This is a genomic window from Mucilaginibacter inviolabilis (assembly GCF_011089895.1).
Taxonomy (GTDB): Bacteria; Bacteroidota; Bacteroidia; order Sphingobacteriales; family Sphingobacteriaceae; genus Mucilaginibacter; species Mucilaginibacter inviolabilis.
This window is the reverse complement of the sequence record NZ_JAANAT010000004.1, coordinates 134,123-149,544: the sequence shown is the minus strand read 5'-3', so window position 1 is coordinate 149,544 and position 15,422 is coordinate 134,123. Positions and strand designations below refer to the sequence as shown.

The window sequence follows — 15,422 nt, the reverse complement described above, 5'->3', positions numbered from 1 at the left end:
TTGTAGTATTGTTTTTTAAAGGTTAGTTATTCAAAGTGATAAATCCGCCATCGATAGGATAATCGGTACCGGTGATAAAACCAGCTTCATCCGAGCAGAGATATAAGGCCAAGGCTGCTACTTCTTCGGATCGACCCATGCGGCCGATAGGCTGGCTTTTGGACAGCTTTTCAAATATCTCCTCCTCTTTACCAGCGTAGTTTTTGGCGATAAAACCATCTACAAATGGCGTATGGATACGCGCCGGCGAAATACAGTTACACCTGATATTATCATGCAAGTAATCGCGCGCTACAGAAAGCGTCATGGCATGTATGGCGCCTTTGCTCATGGAGTAAGCAAACCTGTCAGTAATACCCACACTAGCCGCTATTGATGCGGTATTCAATATTACGCCGCCACCATTGGCTTTTAACGCAGGAATCACCGCGAAAAGGCAATTGTAAGCACCTTTTACGTTTACGTTAAATACACGTTCAAAATCTTCGGTGCTGGTATTATCGGCCCTGCCAACATGGGCTATACCTGCGTTATTGACCAGTATATCGATCTTACCGATCTTATTAAAAGTATCCACCACCTGCTGCTGATTGCTTACATCGCAGGCGTAGCCAATACCTTTTCCGCCAGCTGCTTCAATTTCGCTTACGGTTTCGGCCGCGGCCTTGTCATTTAGTTCGATGATATGAACGGTAGCACCTTGTTGTGCAAACAATACCGACATGGCTTTACCTATGCCGCTGCCTCCGCCTGTGATCACTACCGATTTATTGGTTAGTTTAAACATAAGCCCCCTCTCAATCTCCCCCTAAAGGGTGAGACTTTTTTGTTTTATTGGTTATTTAAATAGTTAGTATCTATATTTTCAGCTCCTTGCGCTGTTCGAAGTCTCTGGCTTCGAACCAATATGCCCGTAGTCTTCAGACTACAGAAACATTTGGTCAGGCATCCGGTAGTTGTAAACTACCAGCATAATGATCCGAAGTCAGAGACTTCGGATAGCATAATCATCTTTTATCCTAAAGTCCTCTCCTTCAGGAGAGGGTGAGGCTTTTACAACGACACCCCTCTTTTCCAGGGTATAAAATCATCCTGGCCCAGTTTTACCGATTTGGGTTCAACCTCACCACTGGCTAATTGGATCACGTAGTTTAATATACGTTCACCGGCCTGCTGAATGGTTTCATCCCCTTCGATGATGGTTCCGCAGTTAATATCGATAATATCCGGCATACGTTCAAACATAGCCGTATTGGTTGATAATTTTACTACCGGAGTGATCGGGTTTCCCGTAGGTGTGCCCAAACCGGTAGTAAACAACACGATATTAGCGCCTGAGCCTACTTCGGCTGTAGTACTTTCCACATCGCTGCCTGGAGTGCACAATAGATTTAGCCCGGGCTTGGTTACCTTTTCGGGATAATCCAATACCGCTGTTACCGGCGATGTACCGCCTTTTTTAGCTGCTCCTGCCGATTTAATAGCATCGGTAATTAAACCATCGCGGATATTACCGGGTGATGGGTTGGCGTAAAAGCCAGAACCATCTGCCTCGGCACGGGCGTTATAGGTGGTCATCAGTTGCATAAAGCGATTGGCGGTTTCTTCATCCACACAACGATCACTCAGTTCCTGCTCCACACCGCAAAGCTCCGGAAACTCTGATAGTATCACCGAACCGCCCATAGTTACCAGCAAATCGGACACATAACCCAATGCCGGGTTCGCCGAAATACCCGAAAATCCATCAGAACCGCCGCATTCCATACCAATACAAAGTTTGGATAATGGCGCTGGCTGGCGCTGATTTTGGTTGGCCTGTACCAAACCGGCAAAGGTTTGTTTCAGCGCCTGCTTCAGCAATTCGCTCTCGGTGCCTACCTTTTGCTGCTCCAATACTACCATTGGTTTGCTGAAGTTGGGATCGCGTTTCGCAATCTCGGCTTGTAAAATGCTTACCTGCGCGTGCTGACAGCCCAAGCTCAAAACCGTTGCCCCGGCTACGTTGGGGTGGGTGATATACCCGGCTATTAGTCCGCAAAGTGCATCCGAATCATCTTTGGTACCGCCGCAGCCCATGCTATGGTTCAGAAATTTAATACCGTCGATATTTTTGAAAAGGCGCTTGGAATCTGCTTTTTCTGCAGATGCCTGGATATCGGCATTCAATATTTCTTCAACAGATTTACCCGCCTGGTAAAGTTCCATCAGCTGCTCTACATCTCCCTCATAGCTTTTGGCCTTTTTGTAACCCAGTTTATCAACCAAGGCTTCCTTCAATACATTAATATTCCGGTTTTCGCAAAATACAAGCGGCACCACTATCCAATAATTGGCAGTACCTACGGAGCCATCGGCCCGATGGTAGCCATTAAATGTTTTAGCTTCAAACTTACTGGTATCGGGCTGGTGCCATTTTAATTTGCGCTCGCCCAGGCGAAAACCGTCAGAGGCGTGGTGCACATTTTGCGTGCTCAGCAAACCTCCTTGTGGTATAGTACTGGTAGTTTTACCTACCAGTACGCCATACATATAAATTTCCTGACCGGATTTTAGTTCATTGATCGCGAATTTATGTTTCGCGGCAATACGATCGGCTAAAGTAAAGGTGTTACCCTCAAAAGTGATCTGTGTTCCCTGCTCCAGGTTTTGCAGGGCTACCAGCACATTATCATGCGGGTGTATCCTTAAAAATGTTTCTTTTTGTATTGACATTATATCCTAAATTCTAAACTCTAAATCCGAAACACTAAACTTTACGATTAGGGGGCTTATCCGAATTCTGTTACCTTAATTTACTAAGGTTAATTCAATTACCGGTATTTCGTAATTTGGTTTTTTAACAGGCAGGGTTAATTCTACATCCTGACCTGCAGCTTTACTTAAAAGCTCTGAATGATCATTTAAAAACTGCGCGTATTTAATTTTGCCATTATAGCCCGGCAAGGTTAATTTGCCATCTTTAGGGTAATCAAACACATGCACGTATAAACGGCCGTTCACTTTATTATACGTTAGTTTAGTACCTTCTGGTATCTTATAGCTATCGGGTGCAAAGGTACAGTTATAAATAGACTGATTGTTGGCATGCATCCAATGGCTCAGGCTGTCCAGCGCATTGGTTGCGCGGTAGTCAAATTCCCCACGGGCGGTTGGGCCAACGTTCAATATCAGGTTACCACCATTACTGGTTGAAGTAATCAACAGATCGAGCAGCTGACGGTGTGTTTTCCAGGTATTTTCGTCGCGGTAATAACCCCATGAACCAGAAAAAGTTTGACAGGTTTCCCAGGTTTTGCCACGGTATTTGGCCAGTTCGGCAGTGCTCACCTGCTCCGGGGTTTCAAAATCGGCGCCATCTTTATATTCTTCCAGGTTCAAACGGTTATCTACAATGATACCCGGCTGTAATTTACGGATCAGTTTTAACAACTCCACAGAGCCCCATTCATCCTTACCTTTTCCGTGACCATCTTTACGCGGGAACGAAAAATCGAGCCAAAGAATATCAATTTTACCATATTTAGTTAACAGCTCGGTGATCTGGTTACGCATGTACTGGCGATATTTGGCCATGTCGCGGTTCTTGTTTAAAGCGGCGTAGGAGGCGTCGCTTTTATCTTTTGGCGATTGTGGGTGAATCTCGTCGATAGTATAATCCGGATGGTGCCAATCAAGCAGGGAATAATAAAAACCTACTTTAAGACCCTGCGCACGGAAAGCATCTACATACTCACGTACCAGGTCGCGTTTGGCTTTGGTATTGGGTGCTTTGTAATCGGTAAATTTAGAGTCGAAAAGGCAAAAACCTTCGTGGTGTTTAGTAGTAAGCACCGCGTATTTCATACCTGCTGCTTTGGCCTGCTTGGCCCATTTTTGCGGATCGAACAGATCAGGGTTAAACTGGTCGAAATATTTTTGGTAGCCGGCGTTATCAATCTTTTCATTATGCTTTACCCATTCGTGCCTGGCCGCACCGGAGTACAGACCCCAGTGAATAAACATCCCAAAACGGTCGTCTGTCCACCATTCCATACGTTTTTGTTTCTGGGCATCGGTTTCGGTACCGATCATTTTTTGCGCGAACACCGGTGAGAAAGACAGGAGCACCAGCGCGAATAGCAATTGAGTTCTCTTAAGCATAATTTATTTAATTTGAATTGGTTACAAGGCAAATATTTTATCCATCAAAACCCATTTTTCACCATTCAGCGCTCCTTTTACCGGTTGCTGGTATTTCCACATGAGGGTTTCCCATTCCTGTACTTTTACATTGGCGGCATCCGCGGCGGCTTTTCGCTCAAAGCTGAAGCTGTCATCGGTTTCCATGATCATAAACAAGCGCACATCAAAACGATAGATCTCCATGCTGGTGATACCCGAATCAACGATGCTTTTACGGATCTCGGGCCAGATGGCTTCGTGATATTTTTCGTACCCGGCAATCAGGGTTTCATCATCAACCAAATCAAGTGTTAAACAGTATCTGTGGGCCATAGCTATCTTATAAAGCTGGTTAAATTGGTAATACAAAGAAATAAGGTTTGGCTTTAAATAGTTATCCCAAAATCGTCAAAGTGTTAAGCTTTTTTGGCATGGGTTTATGGGGGAGTAAGGATTTGGAGAGCAAGGAGCAAAGACAGGAATAGTGAGACTGATTAGTTCCCTCCCCACGGGAGAGGTACGATAAATTTTGTCATCCTGAGGAACGAAGGATCTAATAGTCGGTTTGTATGGCGCATACCCGCTCCTGGCCGCGGGAGGGCCAGTTACTTTTCCTTGATGAAAAGTAACCAAAAATCAAGTCAGCAGAAATGCTTCTTTACGCTCTTGGCCTCTGCCCTACAAAGCGCGCAGAACCACGGGCTGCAATTATTTGCCCAACTTCGTTCACACAAAGCCCCATGCTTCTGCAAAACTTGCTATGCCCCGCATCCGCACAGGCTCGCATCGTTCTGCCCGCTTTCGCCCGAAGCTTATCTGCTGACGGGAAAAAGAAATAATCTCCTTAGCGCTTCTTTTTGGGTTTATGCGACATACATCATGTATAAACCTACCCTCCCGAAGGAGGGAATCACACAGGCCATGGCTTTCAAAAATCTACAGCGCTTTAAACTATACCTGGACCAATCCGCTTCCAGTAAATCATAGTAGCGGTTAAACCGCCGTGTGGTTTCAGGGCATAATCGGGAATGATACCGGTTAAAGTAAACCCTTGTTTTTCGTACAGGCCGGAAGCGCCTTCGTCCTGGGCGGTATCGAGCACTAATAGGCTACGTCCGTGCTCAACGGCCAGCCGTTCGGCTGCCTGCAATAAGGCTTTGGCTATACCTTTGCCGCGGTAGTTAATGCGGGTCATCATTTTGGCTATTTCGGCGCGATGCGGCTGGTTGGGCGGCAGGTTAAGCAACAGGGTTACTGTGGCTACCACTTCATTGCCATCAAAAGCACCAAGGATGATGCGCTCACCGCGATCAGCAGCAGCCAAACAACTTGTCCAAAAGCTATTAGCCTCGGCCGGACTTAAAGGATGCATAAAACCCACCGAACCGCCGTTGGCTACCACTTCAATCAGCATATCGCTCAGCGCTATAATGGTTTCCGGCGTACTGCTTAATGGTTTTATTTTGATGTTGGACATAGTATTATAATGTATTCAAATATACAAAACAGGGGCTGTCACCCAGAGCTCCGTCGAAGAGGCGAGCTCAGAGGCCTGCCCACCATGCTTCGACTGAGCTCAGCATGACACCTTTTTTATCCTCTCTATTTAAGACTACTCATTCCTCAAAGATGATGTTGGATTAGTTAGTGCCGCCCTGAACGTGAGATAAAACGTGGTGCCTATGGCGATAACCACCAGCGCGAATACCGGCAGCGCAAACTGCCACCAGGTAAGCGTCACTTTAAACGCGTAATGATTAAGCCACTGGTTGATGAAAATATAAGCCACCGGCAAAGCAAAAAGACTTGATACCAGTATCAGCTTCACCACATCCCAGGTAAGTAAGGATATGATACTTTGTACCGACGCGCCTAATACTTTACGTACGCCTATCTCCTTGGTACGGCGCGCGGCCGAGTATGCGGTTAAGCCAAACAGGCCGATACAGGCAATAAATATAGCCAGCGATGAAAACAGCGTAAACACATGCCCAAACTGTGTTTCCTGGTTATACTGGCGGTTATAGAAATCATCCAGGAAAAAGAAGTCAAATGACGATTCCGGGAAATTATCATTCCAGGTACTTCTGATGTTATTTACCATCTGGGTCATGTTGTTCTGGCTCACTTTAACCGAAAAATAATCGGCAGGTATCCATCGAAGGGCTGGGTCCATAAACAATATCACCGGGGTATACTTTTGTTGCAGCGATTGCTGATGATAATCTTTGATGACACCAATCACCTCATCGGGGTGCTTGTCGACTGTTTCGAGCCACACTTTTTTCCCAACAGCATCCTCCGGCGAGCTAAAATCAAACTGTTTTACTGCCGATTCATTGAGCACCACTCCGGTAGAATCTGCTGGGCGACTCTTATCAAATGCCCTGCCGGCAATCAATTGCATGCCATATGCCTGCATAAAATCATGGTCAACTTTAAGCATTTCGTAAGTACGTTCTTCTGATTTTGGAGCACCGAAACGCCTGTTGGCTAAAAACTCGCGCACTTCCCTGCCCGGTACAGCACCCGAAAGCGTAACCGCCTTTACACCCGAAAAACCCAGTAACGTATTTTTAAAACTATTGATTTTTTGAGCATAATTACTGGTATTTACCGGAGTTTTAATAACGATGGTTTGGTTGATATTTACACCTGTGCTTTGGCTGCTCATGTAAATAATTTGCCTGTAAACCGCAAAAGTACCCGCAATAAGCAGTACCGATGCCATAAACTGAAAGGCCACCATTCCCCGCCGCAGCAGTATCCCGCTTTTCGAAAACGCGAACCGCCCTTTCAATACTACTATTGGTTTTAACCGGGCGAGTACCATTGCCGGATAAATACCAGATATTAAAATGCTACCCAAAAACACCGCACTTACTTTTACCAGCAAGCCACTATTAAATAACAAACCATAAGTATTGCTATCGGATAAATAACGCGACAATCCGTAACGGGCACCCAATACCAGTACCATGCTTAGTAACAAGGCCACTACATTAATAATTACCGATTCCATCAAAAACTGCAGGATCAATTGCGATACATGTGCCCCACTTACTTTACGGATACCTACCTCCCGTGCACGATCGACCGATTTGGTAGTTGCCAGGTTAATGTAGTTGATACAGGCTATCATCAGGATAATGAAGGCTATGATATTTAAAAAATTAACCGCGAAACGATTGCCTTTTACCTCTATTTCATAAGGCTTGGCCGGGTTTAAATGAATGTCTGTAAGCGGCACAAGTTTAATTGTCCACTTTAGCTCTTTTAACGACGGACCAGTTTTATATTGTTCCGCTAGTGCCGGGAATTTAGCTTCCACCGACTGGATGCTGGCACCTGGGTTCAATTTTACAAACGTGTAGCTTTCATGCTGATACCAAAAGTTTTGAACAAACTTAGATGAGGTACTCCAGGACATCAAAAAATTAAACTGCATGGTTGAATTAGCCGGTATATCCTTGAACACACCAGTTACCATACAATGATATTTATCACCAAGGGTGCTTACGTCCAGGAATTTGCCCATCGCATCAACATCGCCAAAATACTTTTTTGCTGCCGATTGTGATATCACAATGGTATTCACTTCCTTAAGCGCTGTTAATGCATCGCCTTTTACCAGTGGATAGGCAAAAAAACTAAAGAAGTTACTATCGGCAAAGCAAACATGCTCTTCCCGGTATTTGGTGTTATTATACTTGACCACCCTTTCAGAACCGGCCCAGCTGATACGGGCGTAAGATGCTATCTCCGGAAAATTGGCTTTCATGGCCGGGGCGTATCCGTTGGTACTGGTTGGCCAGCTGTCGGTAAGTTCTTGGCCGCGATAAAACTGGCTCTCTACCCGGTAAATATTGGCTGCATCGGGATGTATACGGTCAAAGCTTTTTTCAAAATTCACAAAGGCGGTAATGAGTATGAATGCTGCCATACCCAGCGCCAAACCGGTTACATTAATAAATGTGTATATTTTGTTTTTTACCAGATTGCGGTAAGTAACCAATAGAATATTGCGAATCATAATTTGAAAAGGTTGGAGGCTAAATATAAGGATAATTGCCTATTTATCAAGCCGCTGCTATACCTAGTCGGGATAAATTATCTTTGTTAAAGTGGGTTTACATGGGTTTACACTTTTTACGGCTTACATACTTTTAATTTACTGATAATCAATTAATTAAACAACAAATCTCATCATCAAGTGGGTTTACATGTAAACCCACTTGATGATGAGATCCTATCCCCTTACGGATTTTTAGTAAACTCCTTTTGGTACATCAGCGGGCTTTTCCCGGTTACTTGTTTAAAGTGCTTATGGAAAGTTGAAAAGTTATTGAAGCCGCTATCGTAGCATAATTGTTTGATGTTCATCTTGTTTTCTATCAGCAGCTTACAGGCATAACCTACTTTTATTTCGATGATAAACTGTGAATAGGTTTTACGGGTTTTTGATTTAAAATACCGGCAAAAAGAGTTGGAGCTTACTCCTGCTATTTCGGCAATCTCATCCAGGTATATCTTTTTCCTGAAATTACGTACCGAGTATTCATATATATTGTTGAGCCTGTCGTTCTCTGATTCGTTATGATCATACTTGAAACCAATAGAGGTGAGGTAGTTAACCGGATTGCTGATGGCCATAGTATTGAGTGTTTTGAGCAGCGTAATGATTCTTTCGGCACCATCAGTATCCAGCATATCTTCCAGCAATCGGGTGAGTTTTTCTTTGGTGCTTCCACTTATCTGCAGGCCCCTTTTTGATCGTTCCAGTAAAACTTTGATCAGCTTGTTTTCGGGTAGCTGCAAAAAATGGTCACCCCAAAAGTTTTCACAAAAGTGCACTACAATTATTTCTACTTTCTCGTGCCCGTTATGATCAAAGTAAACATCATCAAAACGCCAGTAATGCGGCAGGTTTGAGCCAACCAAGGTCATATCGCCAGCCTTAAATTGCTTAATACTGTCGCCGACAAACTGGGTACCACTACCTTTTTTAAAGTAAATTAATTCAAGTTCCGGATGGCAATGCCAGCGGTTATTGATATCGGGCAACACATCGCGCCTTACACTAAATGAATGTGCGGGCCCCGAAGAAACTTTCAGTAAAAGCGGTTTCATTCAAGCTAATTTACAATTGACAAGGTAAATGTATATAAAAAATGTACAAATAGCTTAATTTTTGAAGAATATACGTCTAAGTACTTCAGCGCATTAAATAATTTAATAAATTACATACAATTAAACCTGAATCACTCCATGAAACATCTTTACAAAATTACCGCGTGTATACTTTTATGCCTTCCTCTTTATTGTTTTGCCCAAAGTAATTATAAACCAGGCTATATTGTTACCAACAATGGCGATACTGTACGCGGGGCAATTAATCTTCGGGAATGGGAAAACAGCCCCCATAATGTCGACTTTAAAACTGCTACCGGGGTAAAAAATTACAAAGCAAAAGATATCCGGGGTTTTGGAGCTCTCAACCTGGCTTACCAGCAATACGCCGGCCCTGTGAGTACCGACGAAACCAATATTTCAAGGCTTTCAACCGGTCGCGATACTAGCTATAAGCTCGACACCGCTTTTTTACAAGTATTGCAAAAGGGCCCCAGTATTACCTTATACGCTTACGTCGACGACATAAAAATCAGGTATTTTATTGCGGATAATCGTAATAACCTCCCCTTTGAATTAATTTACAGAATATATCATATACCAGACAGAGGTATAGATACCCATCTTGAAAATGTTTTTGTTTCCCAGTTATATGGGTTAGCCCAGAAGTACAATCCCAATTCTGATGAGCTCAAGAGGCTCATTGAGCAAACGGGTTATAATGCCCCCGATCTGAAAAAGATTTCTGAAATGATAAACAAAATGGCTTACGATACCAAAGATTACGGGACCAACAGTTCTGTTCGTTTTTTTGCTGGTGCCGGAATTAATATAACCCGTTTAAAACCCAGCGGTGCGTTTCCATTTTATAACCCGGCTACCTTAACCTCTGTTAATCCTACCCTATCCGGAGGTGCCAATATTTATATTAACCCAAATGTTGGTCAGTTTGTACTAAGAGGCGAAATTCTATTTACCCGCGACTCTTACAACACCGTTGCCGATGTTTATTTTAACCAACCTGAAAAACCGAAAAGCCAGTATCGCCTTACTCAATATATCGCGGTCTTTTATCCACAGTTGGTATTTAATGCTTATAATACCAATGACTTTAAGTTTTATCTGGATGCGGGCCTTGCTCTTAATTTTTCAAAAAACAAAGGTGATGAACTTTACAACGGCTACACCCAGGTAACCGAAAAACACTACTTAAATGTTAATAGCTATTGGATAAATTATCCGCTAAAAGTGGGAATAGTTTTAAATAGAAAAATCGATATTTCCGTAGCTTACATTATATCAACCTCAATAACTAATAACATTAGCTCAGGATCCAAAACCAGTGGTGACTATTCTTTAAACTTAAGCAGTATACTGGCAGGGTTACATTATAATTTTTAACATAACGTAAAATCTAAAAACCTATACCGGTACTTTTTCGTATGATATAAAAAGCGTTCCGGCATCTCACCTCCGGAACGCGCTTTACTGATTAAATCAATAACATCAACTAAATCCAGATCAATCTCATGTTTGATCTTTCTTACCAGCTTTCTCAGGGATGGTAAGGCCTTTAATGCTTTATCTCTCCAACAAGGTGGCGGCCTCTGGTCGCCACCGGGAAGTTGTTTGTAAATCTTTTAATTTAAACCTTATTCAGAGGCAACAAATATGAGTGTTATTTGTTTAAAAATAAAATTACAATAATCTTATTATCAATAATATATAAATAAAAATCAATTTCTTAAGATTTTTAAACAGTCCTGATATTGCTTCGCGAAATTTAGATTTATCCTATTAATGTAAATCGTTGGGACATAAGTCACCCAATTTAAAAATCATACGTATTTTAGCAAATGCAATTTTGCTGGGTTTAGTGCTGCGCAATATTGTGCTCATTAAACTGTTGAATAATAATAGCTAATTTTAATACATGCAAACGGTAACTGTATCCTGGCTAAAATCGCTCGAAGCTTTTAATAACGTACCCGAAGACCAGCTGCAATGGCTGCTGGATAATAGTATAGATAACTTTTTTGAGGATGGTGAGTTCCTGATGCAACCCGGTGAACCCATGAGCGGCCCTCATATTATGGTTGATGGCAGCATGCGTTTTTTTATGATGCAAGGTGGTTTCAGACGCGAATTTACAGTTGTGGGCCCGGGTAATATTACCGGCTACCTGCCGTTTTCAAGAGGAAAAATATCCAAAGGGTATGCGCAAGCCATTGGCAAACTGCACATACGCAGTTTTAATACCGACCTGATACTCGATATGATCAGGAACCATTACGAGCTTACAGAATCGCTGGTGAGTATCATGACCAACCGTGTACGTGATTTTACAGCCCTGCAACAACAAAACGAAAAAATGATGGCCCTGGGTAAATTATCTGCCGGATTGGCGCATGAGTTAAACAACCCCGCATCGGCCATTGTACGTGATTCGCTCACATTAAAAAAACACCTGGAACAGGAGCCTGAAAGTGTGAAGGCTATCTTTACCATGAGGCTTGAGCCCGAACAGGTTACCGGTGTTACCGACCTTTTATTTCATCAAATTTCACAGCAAAATACAACACGCTTAAGCCTTAAGCAACGCACCCACCGTGAAGATGAAATAATGGAATGGTTTGATGAGCACGAGATAGAGAATGGTTATGATATTGTAGAAAGCTTTGTTGATTTTAATTTCAGCACCGAAACACTCGAAAAATTCAATGCGCTTGTTGCTCCCGAAGAATTATCAGATATACTGAACTGGATAAGTGATGTGCTGATTTCCGAGAAAATGATTAGCGATATACAGGAATCGGCCAGACGAATTGCCGAACTGGTAAGTTCTGTTAAAACATTTACCCACATGGATCGTGGGCAGGATAAGCAATATGCCGACATCCATATTGGTATACGCAACACGCTTACCATGCTGGGTTACAAGATCAGAAAAGGCAATATCAATGTTATTGAAGACTTTGACGAAACCTTGCCCGAAGTAAAGGCGCTGATAGGTGAGCTTAACCAGGTATGGACCAACCTGATTGATAATGCTATTGATGCCATGAGCGTTAACGGCCAGGGTACATTAACCGTTAAAACACGCCGCGACCGCGAGTTTGTGGAAGTGTTTATAGTTGACGATGGTCCCGGGATACCCGAAGAGATACAAAGCCTGATATTTGACCCCTTTTTTACAACCAAAGAAATGGGCAAAGGTACAGGTATGGGGCTCGAAGTAGTACAACGCATTGTAAAACAGCATCGTGGCTCTATCAAAGTTAAATCAATACCGGGCAAAACCGTATTCAGCGTTTGTTTCCTGATTGACGGATGAGCTATTTAGTATCAAGTAGCAAATTAAAGTATCAAGTAATTAGTATCAAGTATCACGACAATCTGCGTTTTGGATTCAACCTTCAGAGGATCTTGATACTTGATACTAACTACTTGATACCAAATACTAACTACTTATCTCAAAATATTAATAATTTTACCTTTAGAAAAACACCCCTATGAGCCGCCCTATAATATTCTCCATTGACGATGACCCGCAGGTACTGCGGTCCATAAGCCGCGATATAAGATCGCAGTATGGTAAAGAGTACAAAATTTTGAGCACCACATCAGCAACCGAGGCCCTGGAAAGCCTTACCGAACTAAAAAACAGCTCGGACGTGGTTGCTTTGTTCCTGTGCGACCAGCGCATGCCCGAGATGGAAGGAGTGAAATTTTTAGAGAAGGCAAAAAAAATATACCCCGATGCTAAACGCGTTTTACTTACCGCCTACTCAGATACCGAGGCCGCGATAAAAGCCATTAACGATGTACAGCTTGATTATTACCTGATGAAACCCTGGGATCCGCCAGAAGAAAAGCTATATCCGGTAATCAATGACATGCTTGACGATTGGCAAAATAACTATGTACCCGAGTTTGTAGGTATTAAACTGGTGGGATTTCAATTTTCACCGCAATCGCACCAGATCAAAGATTTTTTGGCAGGCAACCTGATACCCTACCGTTGGTTTGATATCGAAAAAAATATTGATGCCGCGGGTTTACTTACCTTAAATAATTTAACAACCGACGACCTGCCCCTGGTAATTTTTGAAGATGGCAGCCACATAGCTAAACCAAGTATAAGGGCTATAGCCGAAAAGCTGGATAAAAGTCCGCAGCAATTAACCGATGTTTATGATGTAGTGATCATAGGCGCCGGCCCTGCAGGCCTGGCAGCAGCCGTTTACGGTGCATCGGAAGGTTTAAAAACATTATTAATTGAACGCAAGGCACCGGGTGGCCAGGCAGGTACCAGCTCGCGTATCGAAAATTACCTGGGTTTCCCGGCAGGTTTAAGCGGAGCTGATTTAACCAGGCGCGCCATAAGCCAGGCTATGCGTTTGGGTGCCGAGTTTTTATCGCCACAGTCGGTAAGTGATATCAAACAAAAAGATGGTTACAAAACCATTATTTTGGATGATGGCCCCGAAATTATCAGCCGTACCGTAGTCATTACCACGGGAGTTGATTATCGTAAGCTGGAGGTTAAGGGAGTTGAAAACTATACCGGCGCAGGTATTTATTACGGCGCAGCCACTACAGAAGCTACGGCATGTACAGGTAAAGAAGTATACGTAATTGGCGGCGGTAATTCCGCAGGCCAGGCAGCTATGCACCTGTCCAAATTTGCCAAAAACGTATATATCATTATCCGTCGTGATGATCTGGTGGCTACCATGTCGGCATATCTCATTAATCAAATAGCAGATACACCTAACATTCAGGTGGTACCTAATACAGAGATTGTGGAAGCCGAGGGTACTAATTGCCTGGAAGAATTGACCCTGTTAAACTGCAAAACCCAGGAAACAGAAAAAAAGATAGCCAACGCCCTGTATATTTTTATCGGTGCAAAACCTTATACCGACTGGATCAAGCTCGACATTATCAAAAACAATAAAGATTTTATTGAAACCGGACGCGAGCTACGCAGCTACGAAGGCTTTGGTAAGATATGGAAACTGAAACGCGATCCATTTTTACTGGAAACCAGCTGCTCGGGCATATTTGCCGCCGGCGATGTACGTGCCGGAGCGATGAACCGGGTAGCATCAGCCGTAGGCGAAGGATCTATGGCCATTAGCTTTGTACATAAATACCTGGCAGAAGTTTAATAAAATAAAATGATGGAAGAGGAAACATGTCAGCATTTAGCTGCCGTTAAAGATATCAAACAACCACAGGATTACATTTGCGAGGAGTGTGTAAAAACACATTCCTCGTGGATGCATCTGCGTACCTGCCAAACCTGCGGGGTAACGCTTTGCTGTGACAGCTCGCCAAATACACACATGACCAAACATTTTGAGCAAACCGGGCATCCGGTTGTGATATCTGCCGAACCCGGCGAACGCTGGCTTTGGTGCTATGTGGATGAATTGGCTACAGGGTATTAGTTTTTTGTCTGAATCAGAATTGTCTGAACCTTGATTTTCAGGATTAATGGATTCGCAGGATTTTTACTGTCCGAATCAGAATTAAAGAATTGACAGAATTATCTAAATTGCTTATCATTTTTTCAAACCACTCACCACTCACCACTCACCACTCACCACTCACCACTCACCACTCACCACTCACCACTCACCACTCACCACTCACCACTCACTACTCACTACTTTTCGCTCAAATACTTATCTAAGGAGATAGGTCCCGATCCCAGGATCATGAAAAGCACCAGTAATACCAACGCTACAATGGATGGCCATGCCAGGGCATTGATAGGCTCCTGGAATATGCTGGTTAAAAATACCGCACCCAAAACTATAGGTATTTGTATAATGCAGCCCAAACGGGTGAGTATACCTACCGCTATCAGTACGCCGCCAACCATGTGGGCAAACGTTACATAATAAACCAGCGCCATCAACACACCAGGCGTCAGATCGACTACATTCTGACTATCAATCAAACTTTTGAGGTATGCGGTATTTTCCATAAAGGCTATACCTTTCAGTAATAAAAATACGCCTAGCGCAATACGTATCAGATCAAGGGCTTTAGGGTGATGGGTATCTCCCCAATTTTCAATTTTATGAACCAGGTTCATGACAGCCTCCTTTTTTTAA

Annotated in this window: 12 protein-coding genes; 4 read left to right on the top strand and 8 right to left on the bottom strand. The window is 43.2% G+C overall.

The window, feature by feature from the left end; all coding sequences use genetic code 11:
• Nucleotides 1-22 precede the first annotated feature (22 nt).
• The 7 genes from G7092_RS24120 to G7092_RS24090 form a co-directional block, all read right to left on the bottom strand.
• Nucleotides 23-787: an SDR family NAD(P)-dependent oxidoreductase gene (locus G7092_RS24120; protein ID WP_166093489.1), complete on the bottom strand. Its 765-nt coding sequence runs from the start codon at nucleotides 785-787 to the stop codon at nucleotides 23-25.
• 266 nt (nucleotides 788-1,053) lie between these two features.
• A complete protein-coding gene (locus G7092_RS24115) occupies nucleotides 1,054-2,715 on the bottom strand; it encodes a UxaA family hydrolase (RefSeq protein WP_166093487.1) in 1,662 nt (553 codons plus the stop codon).
• A gap of 75 nt (nucleotides 2,716-2,790) precedes the next feature.
• A complete protein-coding gene (locus G7092_RS24110) occupies nucleotides 2,791-4,143 on the bottom strand; it encodes an alpha-L-fucosidase (protein ID WP_166093483.1) in 1,353 nt (450 codons plus the stop codon).
• A 21-nt stretch (nucleotides 4,144-4,164) separates the two neighbouring features.
• Nucleotides 4,165-4,497 (bottom strand): L-rhamnose mutarotase, encoded by a 333-nt coding sequence (locus G7092_RS24105; RefSeq protein ID WP_166093481.1) that lies wholly within the window; start codon nucleotides 4,495-4,497, stop codon nucleotides 4,165-4,167.
• Nucleotides 4,498-5,110: 613 nt separating this feature from the next.
• Nucleotides 5,111-5,641 (bottom strand): GNAT family N-acetyltransferase, encoded by a 531-nt coding sequence (locus tag G7092_RS24100; protein ID WP_166093479.1) that lies wholly within the window; start codon nucleotides 5,639-5,641, stop codon nucleotides 5,111-5,113.
• A 135-nt stretch (nucleotides 5,642-5,776) separates the two neighbouring features.
• A complete protein-coding gene (locus tag G7092_RS24095) occupies nucleotides 5,777-8,197 on the bottom strand; it encodes an ABC transporter permease (RefSeq protein ID WP_166093476.1) in 2,421 nt (806 codons plus the stop codon).
• Nucleotides 8,198-8,421: 224 nt separating this feature from the next.
• Nucleotides 8,422-9,294 (bottom strand): AraC family transcriptional regulator, encoded by an 873-nt coding sequence (locus tag G7092_RS24090; protein ID WP_166093474.1) that lies wholly within the window; start codon nucleotides 9,292-9,294, stop codon nucleotides 8,422-8,424.
• Nucleotides 9,295-9,432: 138 nt separating this feature from the next.
• On the opposite strand from G7092_RS24090, the gene G7092_RS24085 reads away from it, so the two are divergent.
• The 4 genes from G7092_RS24085 to G7092_RS24070 all read left to right on the top strand — a co-directional run bounded on the left by G7092_RS24085 (nucleotide 9,433) and on the right by G7092_RS24070 (nucleotide 14,750).
• Complete coding sequence (locus G7092_RS24085) at nucleotides 9,433-10,695, top strand: hypothetical protein (RefSeq protein ID WP_166093472.1); 1,263 nt, start codon at nucleotides 9,433-9,435, stop codon at nucleotides 10,693-10,695.
• 532 nt (nucleotides 10,696-11,227) lie between these two features.
• Nucleotides 11,228-12,628 (top strand): ATP-binding protein, encoded by a 1,401-nt coding sequence (locus G7092_RS24080; protein ID WP_166093470.1) that lies wholly within the window; start codon nucleotides 11,228-11,230, stop codon nucleotides 12,626-12,628.
• A 178-nt stretch (nucleotides 12,629-12,806) separates the two neighbouring features.
• Nucleotides 12,807-14,468, top strand: coding sequence for a response regulator (locus tag G7092_RS24075; protein ID WP_166093468.1), 1,662 nt, complete (start codon nucleotides 12,807-12,809; stop codon nucleotides 14,466-14,468).
• Nucleotides 14,469-14,480: 12 nt separating this feature from the next.
• Nucleotides 14,481-14,750, top strand: a complete 270-nt coding sequence (locus G7092_RS24070; protein WP_202985403.1) for a UBP-type zinc finger domain-containing protein — start codon at nucleotides 14,481-14,483, stop codon at nucleotides 14,748-14,750.
• 218 nt (nucleotides 14,751-14,968) lie between these two features.
• On the opposite strand, the gene G7092_RS24065 is transcribed toward G7092_RS24070, so the two are convergent.
• A complete protein-coding gene (locus tag G7092_RS24065; RefSeq protein WP_166093463.1) occupies nucleotides 14,969-15,403 on the bottom strand; it encodes a DoxX family protein in 435 nt (144 codons plus the stop codon).
• Nucleotides 15,404-15,422: the final 19 nt, after the last annotated feature.